General features: G+C 43.4%; 19 protein-coding genes. 13 read left to right on the top strand and 6 right to left on the bottom strand.

Going from position 1 to position 18,872, the window contains the following annotated elements:
* The first annotated feature begins 158 nt into the window (after positions 1 to 158).
* A complete protein-coding gene (gene argF, locus ACQKCG_RS05185; RefSeq protein ID WP_057760398.1) occupies positions 159 to 1,082 on the top strand; it encodes an ornithine carbamoyltransferase in 924 nt (307 codons plus the stop codon).
* A 136-nt stretch (positions 1,083 to 1,218) separates the two neighbouring features.
* Here argF and rpiA read toward each other — a convergent pair whose 3' ends face one another.
* Complete coding sequence (gene rpiA, locus ACQKCG_RS05180; RefSeq protein ID WP_057760400.1) at positions 1,219 to 1,878, bottom strand: ribose-5-phosphate isomerase RpiA; 660 nt, start codon at positions 1,876 to 1,878, stop codon at positions 1,219 to 1,221.
* 307 nt (positions 1,879 to 2,185) lie between these two features.
* Here rpiA and ilvA point away from each other — a divergent pair, with 307 nt between their 5' ends.
* The 7 genes from ilvA (at position 2,186) to ACQKCG_RS05145 (ending at position 8,644) form a co-directional block, all read left to right on the top strand.
* Positions 2,186 to 3,739, top strand: coding sequence for a threonine ammonia-lyase, biosynthetic (gene ilvA / locus ACQKCG_RS05175; RefSeq protein ID WP_101205019.1), 1,554 nt, complete (start codon positions 2,186 to 2,188; stop codon positions 3,737 to 3,739).
* 244 nt (positions 3,740 to 3,983) lie between these two features.
* On the top strand, positions 3,984 to 4,412 hold the full coding sequence (locus ACQKCG_RS05170; RefSeq protein WP_057760405.1) for an RNA-binding S4 domain-containing protein: 429 nt from the start codon (positions 3,984 to 3,986) through the stop codon (positions 4,410 to 4,412).
* A gap of 207 nt (positions 4,413 to 4,619) precedes the next feature.
* Positions 4,620 to 5,117 (top strand): low molecular weight protein-tyrosine-phosphatase, encoded by a 498-nt coding sequence (locus tag ACQKCG_RS05165; protein ID WP_101205020.1) that lies wholly within the window; start codon positions 4,620 to 4,622, stop codon positions 5,115 to 5,117.
* 315 nt (positions 5,118 to 5,432) lie between these two features.
* Positions 5,433 to 6,473, top strand: a complete 1,041-nt coding sequence (murB, locus tag ACQKCG_RS05160; protein WP_257020010.1) for a UDP-N-acetylmuramate dehydrogenase — start codon at positions 5,433 to 5,435, stop codon at positions 6,471 to 6,473.
* Between the two features lie 49 nt (positions 6,474 to 6,522).
* Positions 6,523 to 7,251, top strand: a complete 729-nt coding sequence (locus ACQKCG_RS05155) for a YdcF family protein (protein ID WP_227522909.1) — start codon at positions 6,523 to 6,525, stop codon at positions 7,249 to 7,251.
* 115 nt (positions 7,252 to 7,366) lie between these two features.
* A complete protein-coding gene (gene ccoS, locus ACQKCG_RS05150) occupies positions 7,367 to 7,642 on the top strand; it encodes a cbb3-type cytochrome oxidase assembly protein CcoS (protein ID WP_227522910.1) in 276 nt (91 codons plus the stop codon).
* Between the two features lie 99 nt (positions 7,643 to 7,741).
* Positions 7,742 to 8,644 carry a sulfite exporter TauE/SafE family protein gene (locus ACQKCG_RS05145; RefSeq protein ID WP_101205023.1) on the top strand — a complete coding sequence of 301 codons (903 nt, stop codon included), beginning with the start codon at positions 7,742 to 7,744 and terminating at the stop codon, positions 8,642 to 8,644.
* A gap of 113 nt (positions 8,645 to 8,757) precedes the next feature.
* On the opposite strand, the gene ACQKCG_RS05140 is transcribed toward ACQKCG_RS05145, so the two are convergent.
* Both ACQKCG_RS05140 and ACQKCG_RS05135 read right to left on the bottom strand, forming a co-directional pair.
* Positions 8,758 to 9,912 carry a DEAD/DEAH box helicase gene (locus tag ACQKCG_RS05140; protein WP_101205024.1) on the bottom strand — a complete coding sequence of 385 codons (1,155 nt, stop codon included), beginning with the start codon at positions 9,910 to 9,912 and terminating at the stop codon, positions 8,758 to 8,760.
* Between the two features lie 290 nt (positions 9,913 to 10,202).
* Positions 10,203 to 10,418 (bottom strand): cold-shock protein, encoded by a 216-nt coding sequence (locus ACQKCG_RS05135; protein WP_057760416.1) that lies wholly within the window; start codon positions 10,416 to 10,418, stop codon positions 10,203 to 10,205.
* A gap of 445 nt (positions 10,419 to 10,863) precedes the next feature.
* On the opposite strand from ACQKCG_RS05135, the gene aroQ reads away from it, so the two are divergent.
* On the top strand, positions 10,864 to 11,400 hold the full coding sequence (gene aroQ, locus ACQKCG_RS05130) for a type II 3-dehydroquinate dehydratase (RefSeq protein WP_101205025.1): 537 nt from the start codon (positions 10,864 to 10,866) through the stop codon (positions 11,398 to 11,400).
* A 123-nt stretch (positions 11,401 to 11,523) separates the two neighbouring features.
* Entirely contained in the window at positions 11,524 to 12,825 is a 1,302-nt protein-coding gene (locus ACQKCG_RS05125) for an ABC1 kinase family protein (protein WP_101205026.1), read from the top strand.
* A 41-nt stretch (positions 12,826 to 12,866) separates the two neighbouring features.
* Here ACQKCG_RS05125 and ACQKCG_RS05120 read toward each other — a convergent pair whose 3' ends face one another.
* Positions 12,867 to 13,697 carry an ion transporter gene (locus ACQKCG_RS05120; protein WP_057760421.1) on the bottom strand — a complete coding sequence of 277 codons (831 nt, stop codon included), beginning with the start codon at positions 13,695 to 13,697 and terminating at the stop codon, positions 12,867 to 12,869.
* Between the two features lie 317 nt (positions 13,698 to 14,014).
* On the opposite strand from ACQKCG_RS05120, the gene ACQKCG_RS05115 reads away from it, so the two are divergent.
* A complete protein-coding gene (locus ACQKCG_RS05115; RefSeq protein ID WP_101205027.1) occupies positions 14,015 to 14,764 on the top strand; it encodes a YebC/PmpR family DNA-binding transcriptional regulator in 750 nt (249 codons plus the stop codon).
* A gap of 79 nt (positions 14,765 to 14,843) precedes the next feature.
* Here ACQKCG_RS05115 and ACQKCG_RS05110 read toward each other — a convergent pair whose 3' ends face one another.
* On the bottom strand, positions 14,844 to 15,410 hold the full coding sequence (locus ACQKCG_RS05110) for a methylated-DNA--[protein]-cysteine S-methyltransferase (RefSeq protein ID WP_101205028.1): 567 nt from the start codon (positions 15,408 to 15,410) through the stop codon (positions 14,844 to 14,846).
* Between the two features lie 54 nt (positions 15,411 to 15,464).
* Positions 15,465 to 16,376: a signal recognition particle-docking protein FtsY gene (ftsY, locus tag ACQKCG_RS05105; RefSeq protein WP_227526712.1), complete on the bottom strand. Its 912-nt coding sequence runs from the start codon at positions 16,374 to 16,376 to the stop codon at positions 15,465 to 15,467.
* Between the two features lie 762 nt (positions 16,377 to 17,138).
* On the opposite strand from ftsY, the gene ACQKCG_RS05100 reads away from it, so the two are divergent.
* Together ACQKCG_RS05100 and ACQKCG_RS05095 are read left to right on the top strand one after the other, a co-directional pair.
* Positions 17,139 to 17,288, top strand: a complete 150-nt coding sequence (locus ACQKCG_RS05100; protein ID WP_156410696.1) for a hypothetical protein — start codon at positions 17,139 to 17,141, stop codon at positions 17,286 to 17,288.
* A gap of 65 nt (positions 17,289 to 17,353) precedes the next feature.
* Complete coding sequence (locus ACQKCG_RS05095; RefSeq protein ID WP_101205030.1) at positions 17,354 to 18,850, top strand: M16 family metallopeptidase; 1,497 nt, start codon at positions 17,354 to 17,356, stop codon at positions 18,848 to 18,850.
* Positions 18,851 to 18,872: the final 22 nt, after the last annotated feature.

The following is an 18,872-nucleotide window of genomic DNA, read 5'->3' as shown; positions in this document are numbered from 1 at the left end:
CTATTTGGCAAGCCATTTGATCTTGATAAAAATGAACGTTTACATTGAAAGTAAATACGCTATACTAAAAGTTTGTTGTCAACCCAGTATACGCACTGACGCGATGCTATTGAAGACTGATGACGTTTCACTGACTGCGATCGACTGCTAGGATTACTATGAGTTTGCGCCATTTTTTAACCTTATCTGATTTAACCAAACAAGAACTAGAAAACTTAATCAAACGCGCAAGCGAATTGCGTAAGATGCAACACGCAGGCGAGATATACCAGCCTTTTGTTGGTCGTACGCTTGGCATGATATTTGAAAAATCTTCAACGCGTACCCGTATCTCATTTGAGACGGGCATGGGTCAATTTGGTGGTAACGCCATATTTTTATCACCAAACGATACGCAGCTCGGTCGCGGCGAGCCATTAGAAGATTCAGCACGCGTGATTTCTAGCATGGTTGATATCATCATGATTCGTACCTTTGGGCACGAAAAAGTTGAAACTTTTGCTGAATACTCAAGCGTACCGATTATCAATGCATTGACCGATGACTACCATCCATGCCAGTTGCTTGCTGATATGCAGACTTATTACGAGCATCGCGGTAGTATCGAAAATAAAATCGTCACTTGGGTCGGTGATGGCAACAATATGTGCTCGTCATTTATGCAAGCTGCCAATCAGTTTGGTTTTGAACTACGCGTGGCAGCGCCTTATGGGTTCGAGCCTGATCCGAAACTTATGGAGCGCTTTTCACACTGCGTCAGTCTGGTAGAAAACGTACAAGATGCGGCAAAAGATTCTAACTTAATTGTCACTGATGTGTGGGCAAGTATGGGTCAAGAGTCAGAGCAAAACACACGTGCACGTCGTTTTGCGCCTTATCAAGTGACGCCGTCTCTATTAGACAAAGCTGACCCTGAAGTGGTGTTTATGCATTGCTTGCCAGCCCATCGTGGCGAGGAAATCTCTCATGACATGCTTAATGACCCGCGCTCTGTCGTATGGGACGAAGCTGAAAACCGCTTACATGCACAGAAAGCATTGATGGAGTTTTTACTTAAAGACAAAATCAAGTTACCTGCATAACTTAGGCTATTCTATAAAAAGACAGTGAGATCAATAGTAAGATAACTTGCTAATAAACTCCTAAATAAGTTCCCAAATAAAAAAGCCGTCCAGATCTGGACGGCTTTTTTATTTATACAAATGATTTGATCATAGATTAACGCGTGAGCGTTGTCACACCATTAGCACCTGCTTTTAATAGAACATCCGCTTGGTTTGCTGCAAAGATACCATTACATACCACACCTACGATATTATTTAGCTCTTTTTCGAGCGCGATTGGATTACTCACATCCAAGTCATAGGTGTCTAAAATGACATTACCATAATCAGTGACAAAGTCTTCACGGTATACGGGTTCACCGCCCAATTTGGCCAATTGGCGAGCCACATACGAGCGTGCTTGTGGCAATACTTCAATCGGTACTGGAAACGCGCGACCTAAGATATCAACGCTTTTGCTATCATCGACCATACAGACGAACTTATTTGAAGCTGCAGCCACAATCTTTTCGCGAGTCAATGCACCGCCGCCGCCTTTGATAAGTTGCAAGTGCTCATTGACTTCATCAGCACCATCGATATAAACATCCAATGTACCAGCAAAGTTTAAATCGACTATTTCGATACCAAGCGCACGAAGTTTGTCTTCTGTCACCTGTGAGCTAGCGACAGCGCCAGCAAGCTTCAATTGTGGCAACAACTCAATCAAACAGTTGACCGTACTACCTGTCCCTACCCCAAGTATCATATCGTCTTCGATATAGCTTAGAGCAGCTTTGGCCGCGGCTTGCTTTTGTGCTTGCTGATCACTCATCATAAATCCTTGGAAAATAAACGTATGGTCTTAAAAACAGTAAAAGGCTAAAACAGATAAAATGCGCGGCTATTATAACCGATGATATTAACGGATGTTAGCGCATCATGACGCTAATTTGTGAGTCCTATCGTGCCTACACTAAGACTTAACTTCGGCAAATACCTGCACTTCATGTAAATTCAAGTACGAAATCCCAAGAAAACTGCAATTGAGTCTTGCAAGATACTAAAAATCGGCATAGGCTAATCTATTTCGTTTTTATATTCATTTATACTTTTTATATTCACTCTGTTTAGGGATTACTATGCTGTCACACTGGGTACGAGCCATCTTACAAGCCACCGTCTATGACGTTGCTATTCAAACACCACTTGAAACGGCACCCAAGCTGACCCAACGTTTTGCCAATGACATTCGATTTAAGCGTGAAGACTTACAACCAGTCAAATCATTTAAATTGCGCGGTGCCTATAACCGTATCAGTCAGTTAAGCGATGAGCAAAAAGCACGCGGCGTGATTTGTGCTTCAGCAGGTAATCATGCGCAAGGCGTGGCTTACTCTGCACGCAAATTATCACTAAATAACATCATCGTTATGCCAACCACGACTCCTGACATCAAAGTGGATGCGGTAAGAGCACTTGGTGGCAATGTAGATCTGCACGGTGATAGTTTTGATCAAGCAAACCGCTATGCGATTGACCGCGCTGAACGCGAAGGACTGACCTTTATTCCGCCTTATGACGATGAACTGGTCATCGCAGGACAAGGTACCATCGGTCTTGAGCTGACCCAGCAGTGGCGTAATATGGACTATGTATTCGTTGCCGTTGGTGGTGGTGGTCTGATTTCAGGTGTGGCCGCATTTTTAGGTGAAGTGGCACCACATGTCAAAGTGATTGCGGTAGAAGCCGAGCAGTCAGCTTGTCTAAAAGCAGCACTTGAAACAGGTGAACGTGTCAAACTTGAGCAAGTAGGATTGTTCGTCGATGGGGTGGCAGTCGCGCAGATTGGTGAATTGCCTTTTGATGTCGTCCGTACGCAAAAAAGCGATAACTCAGGCCCTATCGTTGAGCCTGAAGTGATCACTTGTACCAATGATGAAGTGTGTGCGGCTGTCAAAGATATCTTTGAAGAGAATCGCAGTATCGTTGAGCCTGCTGGCGCGTTGTCAGTCGCTGGTATGAAAAAATATATCGAAGCCAATAATATTCAAGATAAAAACTGCGTCGGTATCATTTGCGGTGCCAATATGAATTTTGACCGCCTGCGTTATATCGCTGAGCGTACCGAAATCGGTGAGAAAAAAGAAGCCATCTTTGGGGTTACTATTCCTGAACAAACAGGCGCTTTTTTGAACTTCTGTCGCAGTCTACATGGCCGTAACATCACAGAGTTTAACTACCGTGCTGACAGCAAAAAGTCACCAGACTCAATGGAGCCTGCCTCAATCTTCGTAGGTATCGCTTTAAAAGAAGGCGAAAAAGAGCGTCAAACCATCAGTAACCAATTGTCAGACGATGGCTACACTGCTCACGACCTGACTGATGATGATATCGCCAAATCACATATTCGTCATTTGATTGGTGGTCATGCTCATGTCGAAAACGAACAATTGCTACAAGTAGTATTCCCAGAACGTCCAGGCGCATTGCTAACGTTCTTAGAAAAATTGGGTGATGACTTCAATATTACTTTATTCCATTACCGCAACCATGGTGCTGCTGAAGGTCGTGTGCTGGTTGGCCTGCAAGCCTCTGAAGGTAACTCTCGTCAGCTACAAGACGCGCTTTTAGATATTGGTTATGACTGTGCCACGGTCAATGACAACATTGGCTATCAGTTGTTTTTAAGATAACCTCTTAAGAGTATGTTCCTAAGATGAATAACAAAAGCGGCTTCTCTTATGATTAGCCGCTTTTTGCATCATATAACCCGATACTAGGGAATGTCCCTATTTTAAAAATGGTGATAAACGTTTGAACTGGGAACACGTCCTAAGCACTACAATCACAAAAATACATTTGCAAATAGTAAAGTTGCCCTAATATTATTTATATAAAACTATGATTTAATATAAAAACGAATGCAGAGTGACTCTTATGAAGAAAAATGCTAATGCTGATGATAATAACCAAGGTTTGGTGAAAATCCGTCTCGATAAATGGCTTTGGGCAGCTAGGTTTTATCGTACACGCACCCTAGCCAAACAAGCGATTGAAAGTGGACGCGTGCACTATGCTGGTAGCCGGGTAAAAACCAGTAAAGAGATTTCAGTCGGAGATGAGCTAACCATTCGTCAAGGCTCAGCGACCGCTATGACTGAAAAGACTGTCGTTGTTGAGGCGCTATCTGCACAGCGTGGCAATGCGACCGCCGCTGAGGTACTATATTCAGAGACCAAAGAAAGCGAGACGCGCCGTGCTTACTATGCCGAACAGCGCAAACTGGCCAACCTTGCTCGTCCTGACAACAAACCCAACAAAAAAGAGCGACGCGATCTACAGCGTTTTAAAAGTAATCAAGATTAAAACCGTTTCACTATCTCACCTTTTGGCCATGCATCATATGGCCAAATTTCCATTGTTAAATGACGCTATTGTTTAGTCTCTATCCTTGCCATTCCAAGCATTAAGCGTTACGCTAGCAGCTGATTCAATCGATTGCATGCTAATAAAAGCCGCATTAACAATGCTGGTCTCTTATAGCATGTTTTTTTTGTTATAGAAGGTCATATTATGCTGATGAAAGCCTGTACTCCCTCGTCTGTATTATTGGTATGTTTGGGAAATATCTGCCGCTCCCCTACTGCTGAAGAAGTTTTTCGTCAGCAAGCAGCGATTGCTGGACTATCTATAAAAGTAGACTCAGCAGGCACCAGTGATTGGCACGTTGGCAGTGCGCCTGATGCTCGCTCACAACGTCATGCTAAGTCACACGGCTATAAAATTAATAAGCTGGTCGCTCGTCAAGTCAGTACCAGTGATTTTCATGATTTTGATTTAATCTTAGCCATGGATTCACAGAATCTAGCTGATCTACAAGCTATTAAAGACAGCATTGCAGAGTCAGAAGATAATTTAGCAACACTAGCGCTGTTCAGTGAAGAAGACCCTACCTATTGCGGTAGCGATGTGCCAGATCCATATAAGGGCGATAACGATGATTTCGAAGAAGTGATCGAGCGTATCGAATCAAGCGCCCAAGCTTGGATAGAAAGCTGGAAAGCCTGCTAGCCATACCGTCTATATTTCTGCTACTCTTGCATCCGGTATCCTCTATAATAAGGTTAATCTTCTATAAAAGAGCTACAGCGTTAACCTCGCTTGAAGTATCACAGTTACGTCTGCACTCAGTTGCTTTGTATCTCTTTTAAATTGAAACAACTATAACTACCTTATCATTTATTATCCTTTTGCCACATAGGCTATGTTATGACCCAAGCTTCACGCCTTGACCACAGTACTCAGTCTACCATCAGCTCTGATGTTTCGAATGTTTCAGCGACTGCCGTAGTTAATGATTCAATCGATTTGTCACATGATAATACTATGGCATTGGCTTGTGTTGCTGACTCTGTAGTGACATTAGAGAATGAAGCGCAGCTTGATGATTTTATGGCAGCTTATATAGAGGATACAGCAGACAAGCTACCACTGTTTGTACTGTCTGGCGGTAGCAATGTTTTATTGCCTGCCGCGTTGAAGGCTATAGTATTGCAGCCAAAGATGCGTGGTATTCATCTGACCAATCAAACCGACAATTATGTTGATATCGAGGTAATGGCTGGTGAGAACTGGCATGATTTGGTCGTACATACGGTCAATCAAGGTTGGTATGGATTGGAAAACCTTGCACTAATACCGGGCCTGACGGGCGCAGCACCCATACAAAATATCGGTGCATACGGCGTACAATTAGAAGACCGCTTACAGTATGTACGCGCCTATCATTTGCCGACACAAACTTGGCACCATTTATCAGCTGCCGATTGTCAATTTGGCTATCGTGACAGTATCTTTAAACGCACACCAAACACATGGCTTATTAGTCGTGTGGGTTTCAGATTACATACTGATCCTGCCAATATTCTAGCCAGTTATGGCGATGTACAGACTGTGGCGCAGCGCTATGCAGAGCAACAAGGGCGCGAGCAAGCGATGCCTCATGATGTTATGCAAGCCATTATAGATATTAGACAACAAAAACTGCCAGACCCAAAACAGCTACCTAATTGTGGCAGTTTTTTTCAAAACCCTATTATCGCTCAGGAGCAGTTCACAGCGCTGCAAACAACTTATCCAGCTATCGTTGGTTATGCGATGCCTGATGCAACGATAAAAGTTGCTGCAGGTTGGCTCATTGAACAAGCAGGGTTAAAAGGCGGCGGCATTGCACCTATTTTTACACACAAGCAGCAAGCACTAGTACTGACCAACCATACGCCTCAGCAAGCCACGCAAGAAGATGTAGCCATAGCGCAGAAACATATCGCTGCTACTGTCTATGAAAAATTTGCCATTCAATTGTCACGTGAGCCAGTCTGGGTAAATGCTGATGGCTCAATTGGATATGCTGAGCATGTGGCCTAAAAAATCATGGTCTAAGCGGCTATTATCTAAACGATTATGGCGATATTACTTGCGGTTTTCTGAACGCATGGTGACGCTTTTTCGCATTATCAATATTACTTTTATACTAGGCTCCACGTCTGTCATTTTAGTGATTATTAGCCTATTTACTCCGCTGTTTTCGCAAGCAATCGTTTATATCTTTTCTCTATTGCCACTACCTGATATGCCTTCTGCTGCCATGAGCTCACCGCCTACTGCCTATGTAGTCTTAGGCGGCGGTCTGACCAACGACCACAACAACCAAATTATCCTAAATCGTTATAGTCTCAATCGCGCCCGTACCGCTGCAGGCGCTTACCATGACTTACCTCTACCGATCGTACTGAGTGGTGCTGAAGCTCCATGGCTCGGTCAATGGTTGATGGAACACGGTATCGACGGACTGATCAGTGAAAATGCCAGCATGAATACATGTGAAAACGCCCGTTTTACAGCCAAACGCATTCCGCTACGCCATGTATATTTGATTACTGACAGCTATCATATGGCACGTGCACGCAGACAGTTTGCCTTAAACGGTATCAATAGCACACCACTTCCTGCGCCACTGCCAGTAAGACGCGACTGGATGAAGCCTGCGTACAATTTAAGTCACTCAAGGCGCGCTGTCTATGAGGTCGCAGCCTACCTGCGCGATGTGATACGTCCACAGATGGACTGCCGCCATGCCAAAGATGTGACTTCACAGCAGCTATTGACCCCAAGAGGCAGTGTTGCAAAAAACTCTGACGAATAAACGTTAAAGATATATACGATACCATTGAGAAACTCATCCTAAATGCTACCGAACATCCACTACATTTGTGATGGGTGTATAATAATAAGAGACACTGCTATTTAAGAGATTTGCCATGCTCAGTATATTTTTATTAATTCCATTAAGTCTCATGCTGTTTGTGGTTGCTATTTGGGCGGTGCGTTATGCGGTCAAGTCAAATCAATTCGAAGATCTGGACAATGCATCACAGCGTATTATATTGGATGACCGTCAAGAACGCAGGCAAACCATGCAAGCTCATGAGCGCGCGGTGCAGTCTCGGCATTCTGCAAATACCGAGCCGTCAGATGATAACGTTGATAAAGATGCGCTCGTTCGTACTGATGTAGAGAAAAATCCAAAAATTTAACCTTTATCCTCTTCTCTGTTCATCGTGTAATGATGAGCTTTCGTTAGATAATAATCGTGTCTATAGATACGGCCTTTATGACTTTTAGGAGATGCATCCATGACCATGGCTTTACTTGTTGCGGCATTACTGATGGGGTTTTTTGGCTCGCCGCATTGTTTGGGTATGTGTGGCGGTCTTGTGACGGCATTTGGTCTGTCTATGAAAGATGTCAGCCCTACTAAACGCCGCGCGCTGGTGGCCACCTATCATCTTGGCCGTCTAACCAGTTATGCATTATTGGGTTTGGTCGCAGGACTTATTGGTGTCACGGTACTGGCGCCATTGATGCAGGGCAACAGCATGCCGCGCATCTTGTTAGGACTGGTACTAGTATTTGTCGGTGTAACGATGCTTGGCGCGCCGTTTTTGACCAAGCTTGAGCGTTTTGGCATGCGCTTTTGGCAATACCTTAGCCCGCTGCGTCAAAAGGTATTTCCGCTCAATACTTTTCCGCGCGCACTAACAGCAGGTTTGCTTTGGGGCTTTTTGCCTTGCGGTTTGGTATACGGCGCTCTACTGATTGCTGTCGTCGCTCACAACCCATTAAGCGGTGCCGCATTGATGTTCGTGTTCGGCTTGGGAACCATACCGATGCTAGTTGCAACGCACGAGACAGTTGGCTGGTTACGTGACAAGATTGGTCGTTTTCGCTTAAGGCAGTTAAATGGTGCGGTGATGGTACTTTCAGGTTTGGCAGTTGCTGTCGTTCCTATGGTCATGGCAAATATGCATGGCGGGCATGGTGGTGGACACGCACAGATGGATCATAGTAGCCACTCTACTATGATGTCTGAGACAGATGCTCATGACATGGATCAGATGAATCACGATATGACGCCAGCTATGAATCACGATATGACGCCAGCTATGGATCATGATATGCAAGACACGGATAACCATATGGATCATAGCATGCACGATATGGGCGATGACGCCACCTCCATGCATCATGCTCAATAATTTCTAACACATAATTTGAGTACTGCGTTCACTTTACCAAGCGTACAAAAACCCCTTAATATCAAAAATGATATTAAGGGGTTTATTGGTTAAATGATATCCATTTATAATAATTATTCCTGCCACTGTTCAAGCGTAAACTTGGTCTCTAAATGCTTCTCTAATGCTGGTATATTAAATGCGTCATCTTCACTGACAAAGCTAATGCTAATGCCTGTTTGCCCAGCGCGTCCCGTACGACCAATACGGTGGACATAATCATCTGGTTGATCCGGCAGGGTATAGTTGACCACATGACTGATATCATCGACATGGATACCGCGCCCTGCAACATCTGTCGCCACTAGAATAGAAGCATGACCATCCTTAAATCGCTGTAAGTATTTCTCACGTTTTTGCTGAATCACATCACCTGAGAGCATGACAATCTTATGTGCTTGGCGCAGTTTATGATAGAGACGCTTAACTTGATCTTTGCGATTGGCGAATACAATGACCTTTTCAACAGCCTCATCACTAATAATACGCTGTAGGGCTTCGAGTTTTTGATCTTCTGTCAGCAAATAAAAATGCTGATCAACCAATTCGCTGGTTTTGTGTTCTGGCTCGATTTCCACAAACTGCGGCTCATGCAACCAGCGATACGCCAAATTCATAACATCTTGGTTAAAGGTTGCAGAAAACAACAAGCTTTGGCGATCGGTATTGGCAGGCATTCGACCAACTAGGCGCTTGATATCAGGAATGAATCCCATATCTAACATACGATCGGCTTCATCGAGTACCAGTACCTCTACTCTATCTAGATACACCATACCTTTATTAGCAAGATCAATTAAACGGCCTGGCGTCGCTACCAAGATATCAACGTATTGACGTTCAAGCTCGTGTTGCTGAGTTTCATAGTTAGTACCGCCCATAATACAGACGCTATGTAGCGAGGTATATTTGGTTAATGCAATGCAGTCATCAAATATTTGCTGAGCCAGTTCGCGAGTTGGCGCCATGACCACAGCGCGCGGCTCACCAAGATAGCGCTCTTCGTCATTGGCAAATGGACGCTTAAGCAAGGCTTCCATAATAGTCAGTAGAAAGGTCGCTGTTTTCCCTGTGCCCGTTTGTGCTTGTCCGATGGCATCTTGATGTGCCAATGTATGCGGTAGTATCTTTGCTTGAATGGGTGTCAATTCAGTAAAGCCTAAATCACTTACTGCACGCAAGGTCGCTGTTGAAAGTGGCAAATCAGTAAACGTTGTAAAATTGCTCAAAAAAATATCCTTTTAAATAAATTGCTCGTATTTTATTAATTATAAATAGGTTCAAAATCAACCTTTATAGTATCAAATGCAGCATTTAAACCGTAATCAGTAAAAGTAGCCTTATCGAGTCTGTGGAAAACCATCAGACATATAGGCATAAAAAAAGCCAAGCCCAAATCCAATCCTACCAAATATGCTGCAGTTCACTCAACATAGGTAAGATAAGATGGGCTTGACTCAGTAGTATATCAGTAGTTTGTACAGACATTATAACTAAACCGCTTTAATGTCTGAGTAAATTACTCTTCTATCTTTCTGACTTCTTCAGCTTGCAGACCTTTGTCACCTTCTACTACGCTGAACTCAACTTTTTCGCCATCTTTTAGAGAACGATAGCCATCACCCTGAATCGCGCGGAAATGGACAAAAATATCTTCTCCGCTGTCACGTTGAATGAAACCAAAGCCTTTTGAGTCATTAAACCACTTAACGATACCTTGCTCACGAGCTGACATAATATTACTTCCTAAAAAAGTCCGCTTAGCCCTAGCTTCCTTTGCGACATTGCATATAAACAGGGTCTAAGATTATGAAATCAAAAATTAAGAGTATTACTACTCTACTTACCATCGTCTATGTAGTACTTCAATTACCTACATAGTGCTTACATAACGAATTCGCTAAACGCGCTTATTGTCATGAAATTTGATGATAGCAACAAACTTGCAATATTTATTGCATAAAAAATATCATAGCACGGGTTTTTAGCAACATAAAGACTTTTAATATGCTTTTTGATATCTAAATAATTTTTTAGACAAATTTTTATAACCTAGCTATCAAGCTGTTATGATAAAGAGCAAAATGCGTTGAAGCCATTTTAGCTTAACGCCGCGCACCTTAGATTATTCTTATACTATAATAAATTATTAACATTGCTCAATAGTTACCGAGACCATTATGACCTCCTCTACTCCGTCAAAAACAGTCGAACAATCGACTAACGAAAGCTCCAATCAATTACTGACTCATAAATTACTACTGGTAAACGGCGTAAATCTGAATTTACTAGGTAAGCGGGAACCGCATATTTATGGTCATACGACACTTGCTGATATAGAGAAACAGTTAATAGAGCGCGCCGCACACCACGGTATAGAGTTAATATGCATACAGTCCAACCATGAAGGTAAGCTAGTAGACGACATTCAGCATCATGGATTATTGGCGGATAAATCTGCTCAAGTCGATGCTATCATCATCAATCCAGCTGCATTTACGCATACGTCAGTGGCTCTGCGCGACGCGCTATTGGCCACCCAAAAGCCATTTATAGAAGTACATTTATCCAATGTTCATGCCCGTGAGCCTTTCCGTCATCATTCATATCTAAGTGACGTTGCGGTCGGAGTCATTTGCGGCTTGGGACAATTAGGCTATCAAATGGCGCTTGATTACTGGTTGAGTAATATGTATGCAGTTGACACAAATAAATGATATGACTGTGCTTACTATTTTATAAATAATTGCTCGCGTCTTCACACATTAGTCAAACAGTAATCTTGCAATTAAAATAATAGAATTACGACTGAGCAAACAACCCATTATACGGTGACATGAATGGCAAAATCGTCCGGAAAACGCTTTATGAAACTCGCTGGCATGACAGCGAGTATTGCTGGCAAAGCCGCCAAAAACTCATTTAAGCACCTCTCAAGTGACGAAGAAAAACGTCTGCAAGCTCGCTCAGATCTGATGCAAGACGTGGGCGTTCAAATTGCCGAGACATTGGGTGAGATGAAAGGCGCAGTAATGAAGGTCGGACAGATTGCTTCACAATATAAGGACGTGTTCCCGCCTGAGGTTGCTTCAGCACTCGAAAAGTTACAGAAAGATGCGCCGCCAATGCCGTATGCGCAGATACGAGCCCAAGTTGAACGCGAACTGAAAGCGCCTATTTTAGAATTGTTTAGCGAGTTTGAAGAGACACCTTTTGCGGCAGCATCCATTGGGCAAGTGCACAAAGCGACGTTGCCATCGGGTCAAAAAGTGGTAGTCAAAGTCCAGTATCCTGATGTCGATGAAAACTGTGATAGCGATCTCAAACAAGTACGTATGGCATTAAAAATCGCTGGCGTGCTCAATATGAGTAAGCAACTACAAGAGCAGCTTTTTAATGAGATTCGCCAGAGTCTGCACGATGAATTGGACTATGTCAAAGAAGCTCATAACTTACGCGTATTCGGCGCTTTTCATGCAGAAGATGAAGGCCTTATTATTCCCAAAGTGATTAGTAGCCACTCTTCTAGACGGATTTTAACGTTGACCGAAGAGATGGGAGAAACATTGACTGTCGCTGCGACATGGGACAATGACATCAAACAAAAAATAGCAGAGCGTCTGTTTCACTTTACCGCAGGTCAGCTATTTGGCTTATACCGTATGCACTGTGACCCTCATCCAGGTAACTTCGCGTTCCGTCATGACGGTAGTGTCGTGGCATATGATTTTGGGGGTATCCGCAGTTATAGTGATAGCGAAGTGCAGCTATTTAAACGCTTTGTCAAACATGCACTAAAAGGTGACGTCACTGCACTTGAACAAGATCTGATTGCATTAGATATTCGCCGCGAAGATGACAAAAACATCCCTGGTGAGTTTTATGAAAAGTGGCTATCGATTGGTCTAAAGCCTTTATCCATTAGACCCTATCAAGAAGGCGAATTTGATTTTGGCAGCAGCCAAGTACATCACGAGGCCATTGCCCAGATGCGTACGTCTTTAAAGTACTTTGGTCAGTTTCAACCCTCAGCTACCACTATGATGCTAGACCGTACTGTATCAGGACAATACTGGAATCTGGTCAATCTAGGCGTCGAGATCGACCTGTCACCACTGGTTGATGAATACATCGATGCGTAGATTCGTAGTAGGTATGTTGACTACCACGATTAAATCTATTTTTAGATATGTAGCGCGTGTCCACAACGATCGCAAAAGTCTGCCCCTACTGCATGGCCGAATTTACCACAGTTTGGACAAGTCACCGGGTTGAGCTGCGGACGCATGTTACGTGCTAGCTCTGATGTGAAAATACCTGTTGGTACCGCAATAATCGAGTAACCTGTGATCATGACCATGGTTGCAATTGCTTGCCCAAGCGGTGTCTTGGGTGACATATCACCGTAGCCAACCGTAGTCATCGTGACAACTGCCCAGTAAATAGACAATGGAATACTGGTAAATCCATTCTCCGGCCCTTCTACCACATAAATAATTGAACCAAAGATGGTTACCAATAATACAAGCGATAAGAAAAAGACCGTAATTTTCTGCTGACTGGTTTTTAATGCAGACGCCAAGAACCCAGCCTGTTGCATATAGGCCTTGAGCTTAAGAACGCGGAACACACGTAAAATACGTAATACCCGTATCACGAGTAGATACTGTACGCCTACAAACATTAGGCTCAAATAACTTGGCAATACAGACAGTAAATCTACTATCCCAAAGAAACTAAAAGCATAGCGTAAGCGGTTGGGTGCTGAAAACAGTCTTAACGCATACTCAATAGTAAACAAAATAGTAAAAAACCACTCTGCATAAAAGAACAACGTGCCATACTGCAAACGCATATATAGCACACTATCAAGCATGACGACCGCCACACTGGCTAAAATTGCAATCAGCAATACAATATCAAAGAGCTTGCCCAGACGAGTATCTGTGCCTTCAATAATGATATGCGTACGGTTACGCAAGTGTGTAAGAGCTTCGGCGGTTGGTTGCTTCATAGAATCAGTACTTTATAAAATCAATGGCTTGATAGCACGCAATGACTTAAAATGTGATGGATAAGGGCAAGTTGGTCAAAATAGCTAAAACTGGTTTATAATATCGCTCACCTATCACAGTGAATACAATCTATAAGTTGCCACAGTGTAGCAAAAAAGCACTCTCAACAACATACAAATCGTTAACGTGCTAGTAGCGCTACTACCTCAAATAGACAAAGTAATGATAGTATAAAATCAGGCAATCAGATATCGAAGGTTGTTGTTGATCACTCTTTTTACCCATAAAAATAGTATGTAGAACTTAAGGATGTTATATGGCAGGCCATTCAAAATGGGCAAATATTAAACACCGCAAAGCCCGTCAGGATGCAGTAAGGGGTAAGATATTTACCAAGATTATTCGTGAAATCGTTTCAGCTGCCAAACAAGGCGATCCCGATCCTGACAAAAACCCACGCTTACGTGCCGTTATCGAAAAAGCCCTATCCGTCAATATGACGCGCGACACGATTAATCGTGCTGTCGATCGTGGTACAGGTGGCGGCGATAATGAGAATATGGAAGAAGTCAGTTACGAGGGTTATGGTGTTGGTGGTGTGGCTGTATTGGTCGAAACCATGACTGATAACCTTAACCGTACGGTCAGCGAAGTACGTCATGCTTTTACTAAGAATGATGGTAATCTTGGCACATCAGGCTCAGTGGCGTATCTATTCACCAAACGTGGCGAAATCACTTTCAACGATGTCAGCTTAGAAGATGAAGTCATGCTCGTTGCACTAGATGCGGGCGCCGTTGATATCGAAAATGATGGCGAAAGCTTGCTCGTTATCACTGAATGGGAAAGTTTCGGTCAAGTCCAAGATGCCCTTAATGCGGCTGGTCTTGTTTCTGACAACGCCGAGGTCACTATGTCACCATCTACCACGGCTGAGATCGACAATATCGATGATGCTGAAAAGATCATGAAGATGATTGATATGTTAGAAGATGCTGATGATGTGCAAGAAGTTTATACTAACGTGAACTTCTCTGCTGACGTCATGGCGCAGCTTGAAGCATAAACTTATTAATTGTTCAGTAAAAAGGGCCAGATACTAAAAGTATTTGGCCCTTTTTATTAAGACAGATTTGGACTCAGTTTTATGTCCAACTGCCTTCTAGCGCTAGTAAATACTCTTTTTTATCTAGCCCGCCTGTATAACCACCAAGCTTGCCGTCGCTCGCAATCACTCGATGACAAGGCACGATAATGCTAAAAGGATTTTTGCCATTGGCCTGCGCAACCGCACGGAATCCCTTTGGACTATTGACACGCTGCGCGAGCGTGGCATAGCTGATGGTTTCGCCATACTCAATACCTTGTAGTGCCTGCCATACTCTTTGCTGAAACTCAGTACCCATAGAGAAGTCTAAAGGCAAATCTAATATCTTACGTTTACCATCAGCATAATCTTTGAGTTGGAAAATCGTTTCTATTAATAATGCTTGAGCAGGCTCATTCATGCTTAGGCTATTTTTATCTATAAAAGTAAAGTCTTCGTCTGTCAGGCCATAGTACTTTTTAAGTTTGGGTACAGATTTTGAGCTATGCCATGAGTTACCTGCCAGCAGCCAGTTGGCTTCAACGAGCTTAGGCTGACCATGCCCATTGACACGAGCAATCAGTGTTAATCGATGTGACCCAAAGGCGGTTGTGGTAACTATCATAGCGTCTACTTCCCTATTCTTTTAAAAATGATTTACCAATTAAAACTGGCTCTCTTATTCTTTATCGTCGGTCTCGAACAAAGCGGCGACAAATTGCTTCGGACTAAAAGAACGCAAGTCATCAATCGACTCACCCACACCGATATAGCGGATAGGCACATCTGTCGTTTCGGCAATATTAAATACCACACCACCTTTAGCAGTACCGTCTAGCTTAGTAATAGTAATACCTGTCAGTGGCACAACTTTATTAAACAGTTCGACTTGGTTGATAGCATTTTGACCCGTGCCAGCATCCAGCACAATCATACCTTCATGCGGGGCACTTGGATCCGCTTTACGCATGACACGTACGACTTTCTCCAACTCTGCCATCAAATGTGTCTTGTTTTGCAGACGTCCCGCAGTATCGGCAATGAGTACATCAATATTTTTTGCTTTGGCTGACTGCATCGCATCAAAAATGACAGAAGCGCTGTCAGAACCATGACCTTGGGCTACCACTGGAATATGATTGCGCTCGCCCCAAATCTGTAGCTGCTCAGTAGCTGCCGCACGGAACGTATCACCCGCTGCCAGCATGACTGATTTGCCTTCACCTTGTAGGCGCTTGGCAAGCTTACCAATCGTTGTAGTTTTCCCTACGCCATTGACACCTACTACCAATATAACAAACGGCTTTTTGCTAGTATCAATCACCAATGGCTCAACTTTTGGTGTAAGGATATCAACCAACTCACTTTGCAATGCTTTATATAGAGAGTGTGCATAGATCAAGTCACCACGATCTGTCTGCTCGGTGAGGCTCTTGATGATACGGTTCGTCGCGTTGACGCCAATATCGGCTACCAATAGCTGATCTTCAACTTCTTCTAATAGCTCGTCATCAATCTCTTTACCACCGATTAAGATACTGACCATGCCTTCGGCTAAGTTTTTGCGTGACTTACTGAGGCCCGTTTTCATACGGTTGAACCAGCTGCCTTTCTTCTTATTTTCTTCAGTCTCTTGTGACTCTGTAGCAGGCTCTTTTGCAGTATCTGCCTGTACGTCGCTGTTAGCCACTGGGTTTACGCTTGGCGTATCACCTAACTGTTCTTGCAGCGGCATAGCGGGAATAGTTGACGCAGCATTTGATTGACCTGTAGCGCCTGTCTCTGTAGCGCTTGAAAAGCTTTCAGAATTACCTTTAGGGACATTATGCTCTTCTGTCATGACAATTGGCGTCGCCAAAGCAATATTTTCTGCAGCATCATTGCTAGAGACGTCCTGGTTTACCGTACTGTCCTTCTGTGGAGCAATACTCTCTGTTTCATCAATAATGGGCACAGATTGCACTGGTAGACTGGGTAAGGTAATATCATCGTCATCTAAGTCGTCAAGACCAGCATCAAGGTTAATGACTACGCGGTTGCTATTGTTTGGGTTGTTCATAAATTTGCCCTAAAAGTTATCACGATCAATTATTTGTTTATTGTTAATGGATTTACATATTGTCATCTGGCTACGAGCGACATGACATCTAATTTTGACCTATTTTAGCATAATTCAAGTCATGCTCAGCCCTTACCCTATTAGACTATCGTCAAAATTTATCTGTTTAAAAAATCACTCGATGATTTGAGAAAGTTTTGCTTAAGGTTTGGACACAAAATTCTGACCTGTTACTTGTCAGACTTCGCCTACTCTACCAAGACTTATTCGATAAATACTTATTAGGAATCCGTTATGTCATTATTCTCTAAGCACTACAAAAAAATCAGCAGCATCAGTGTGGCGGTTTTATTAACGACGACTATATTAGTGACAGGTTGCACCACTACGCAAGAGTTTAGACCGACTGCTAGTGTTATGGTTGGTGCTCAGACCTCTTTGTAATGCCATTTATTACTATGATTAGCATTTAATTCTTCAGTTATTATTTTATATAAGTAGACCATACCATGTCATTGTCTTTACCTCTAGCAGCTGCGCCATTACGCATGGCTTGTGCCTTAGTAGTAGCAGCGTCACTTGCTGCATGTCAAACCAATACGATACCTACTAACTCTGCAACCGCGACAAGCTCAATCGCAACCGATAGCTCGGCTCAAAATATGTCAGATGAAAATAAAACGAGCAAAGACACACAGCCGTCTGAGTTGACAATGGACATGTCAGGTCGACATGAATATCAGTTAGAAAACGGTCTAAAAGTCGTTATAAAAGAAGACCACCGTGCCCCAGTCGCTATGACACAAATCTGGTACCGAGTGGGCTCGGCAGATGAGCCTCTTGATAAAGGTGGTATCTCTCACTTGCTTGAGCACATGATGTTTAAGGGCACGACCAATGTCTCTAGTGATGATTATGAGCGGCTAATTGCTAAGTTTGGCGGCGTCAACAATGCCTTTACCAGCTATGACTATACTGGATACTACGAGCTGTTCCCTGCCAATCGTATGCCATTAGCGTTAGAGCTTGAAGCAGATCGCATGAAAAACCTTATATTCGATGACAAAGAATTTGCCAAAGAGCATCAAGTGGTCATGGAAGAGCGTCGCCAACGTACTGATGACAATCCCCTTGCCAAAGCGTATGAGTCATTTCGTCTGCTGGCCTTACCTGACAGCCCAAAAGGCGAATCTGTCATTGGACCTATGAGCGAGCTAGAATCGATCAAACTTTCAGATTTAAAAGACTGGTATAAGACATGGTATGCACCAAATAATGCAACGTTAGTCATCGTCGGCGACGTGCAACCACAAGAAGTACTTACTCAAGTCAAACGTTACTTTGGTGATTTAGAAAAAAGCAACCTACCCAAACGTACTTCTGTGACTCAAAAAGGCTTCCGTGGTTATCAAAAGGTAGACTCTGAGCAAGCCGTACAAGTACCCGTTCTACTGATGGGTTACAACGTGCCAAGCCTTGCAACGGCAGGCACCAACAATGAAAAACAAGCTTATGCCCTGTCACTTGCGCAAGATGTGCTCGATGGCGGCTTATCTGCACGCTTAGAGAGTCGACTGATACGTGAGCAAGGTCTGCTTACCACGGTTGGTACTTCTTACGACTTGTTAGATCGCGGAGATGGGCTGTTTTTAATACAAGCAACACCTCGTGAAGGCGTCAGCTTAGAGCAAGCACAACAAGCCATAACCTCAGAAATAGAAAAGTTAAAAACCGATCCGATTGCCGATGACGAAATCAGTCGTGCCAAGACTAATACGGTTACTGGTTTGATTTATGCGCAAGACAGCATGGAAGGACAGGCACGTATGATTGGCTCGTTACAATCTATCGGTCTAGATGACAGACTGCTTGCTAAGTTACCAGCTAAGCTCGACGGTATCAGTGTGGCCGACATTCAGGCTGCCAGCAAAAAATATTTGGTCAAAGACAACTTGACGGTGATGCATGTCGTGCCACCTAAAGACAGTAAAACCCCAGCGAAATAGTCGCTGCCTATTATCAAACGTC

This window comes from Psychrobacter sp. NPDC078929, assembly GCF_050267985.1.
Taxonomy (GTDB): Bacteria; Pseudomonadota; Gammaproteobacteria; order Pseudomonadales; family Moraxellaceae; genus Psychrobacter.
The sequence above is the reverse complement of the archived record's forward strand: the minus strand, read 5'-3'. Positions and strand labels throughout refer to the sequence as shown.

Bases quoted from the DNA above. Each gene is read 5' to 3' on its own strand.
- argF (WP_057760398.1), top strand. From the start codon at position 159: ATGAGTTTGCGCCATTTTTTAACCTTATCTGATTTAACCAAACAAGAA.
- rpiA (WP_057760400.1), bottom strand. From the start codon at position 1,878: ATGAGTGATCAGCAAGCACAAAAGCAAGCCGCGGCCAAAGCTGCTCTA.
- ilvA (WP_101205019.1), top strand. From the start codon at position 2,186: ATGCTGTCACACTGGGTACGAGCCATCTTACAAGCCACCGTCTATGAC.
- ACQKCG_RS05170 (WP_057760405.1), top strand. From the start codon at position 3,984: ATGAAGAAAAATGCTAATGCTGATGATAATAACCAAGGTTTGGTGAAA.
- ACQKCG_RS05165 (WP_101205020.1), top strand. From the start codon at position 4,620: ATGCTGATGAAAGCCTGTACTCCCTCGTCTGTATTATTGGTATGTTTG.
- murB (WP_257020010.1), top strand. From the start codon at position 5,433: ATGGCATTGGCTTGTGTTGCTGACTCTGTAGTGACATTAGAGAATGAA.
- ccoS (WP_227522910.1), top strand. From the start codon at position 7,367: ATGCTCAGTATATTTTTATTAATTCCATTAAGTCTCATGCTGTTTGTG.
- ACQKCG_RS05145 (WP_101205023.1), top strand. From the start codon at position 7,742: ATGACCATGGCTTTACTTGTTGCGGCATTACTGATGGGGTTTTTTGGC.
- ACQKCG_RS05135 (WP_057760416.1), bottom strand. From the start codon at position 10,418: ATGTCAGCTCGTGAGCAAGGTATCGTTAAGTGGTTTAATGACTCAAAA.
- aroQ (WP_101205025.1), top strand. From the start codon at position 10,864: ATGACCTCCTCTACTCCGTCAAAAACAGTCGAACAATCGACTAACGAA.
- ACQKCG_RS05125 (WP_101205026.1), top strand. From the start codon at position 11,524: ATGGCAAAATCGTCCGGAAAACGCTTTATGAAACTCGCTGGCATGACA.
- ACQKCG_RS05120 (WP_057760421.1), bottom strand. From the start codon at position 13,697: ATGAAGCAACCAACCGCCGAAGCTCTTACACACTTGCGTAACCGTACG.
- ACQKCG_RS05115 (WP_101205027.1), top strand. From the start codon at position 14,015: ATGGCAGGCCATTCAAAATGGGCAAATATTAAACACCGCAAAGCCCGT.
- ACQKCG_RS05110 (WP_101205028.1), bottom strand. From the start codon at position 15,410: ATGATAGTTACCACAACCGCCTTTGGGTCACATCGATTAACACTGATT.
- ftsY (WP_227526712.1), bottom strand. From the start codon at position 16,376: ATGAAAACGGGCCTCAGTAAGTCACGCAAAAACTTAGCCGAAGGCATG.
- ACQKCG_RS05100 (WP_156410696.1), top strand. From the start codon at position 17,139: ATGTCATTATTCTCTAAGCACTACAAAAAAATCAGCAGCATCAGTGTG.
- ACQKCG_RS05095 (WP_101205030.1), top strand. From the start codon at position 17,354: ATGTCATTGTCTTTACCTCTAGCAGCTGCGCCATTACGCATGGCTTGT.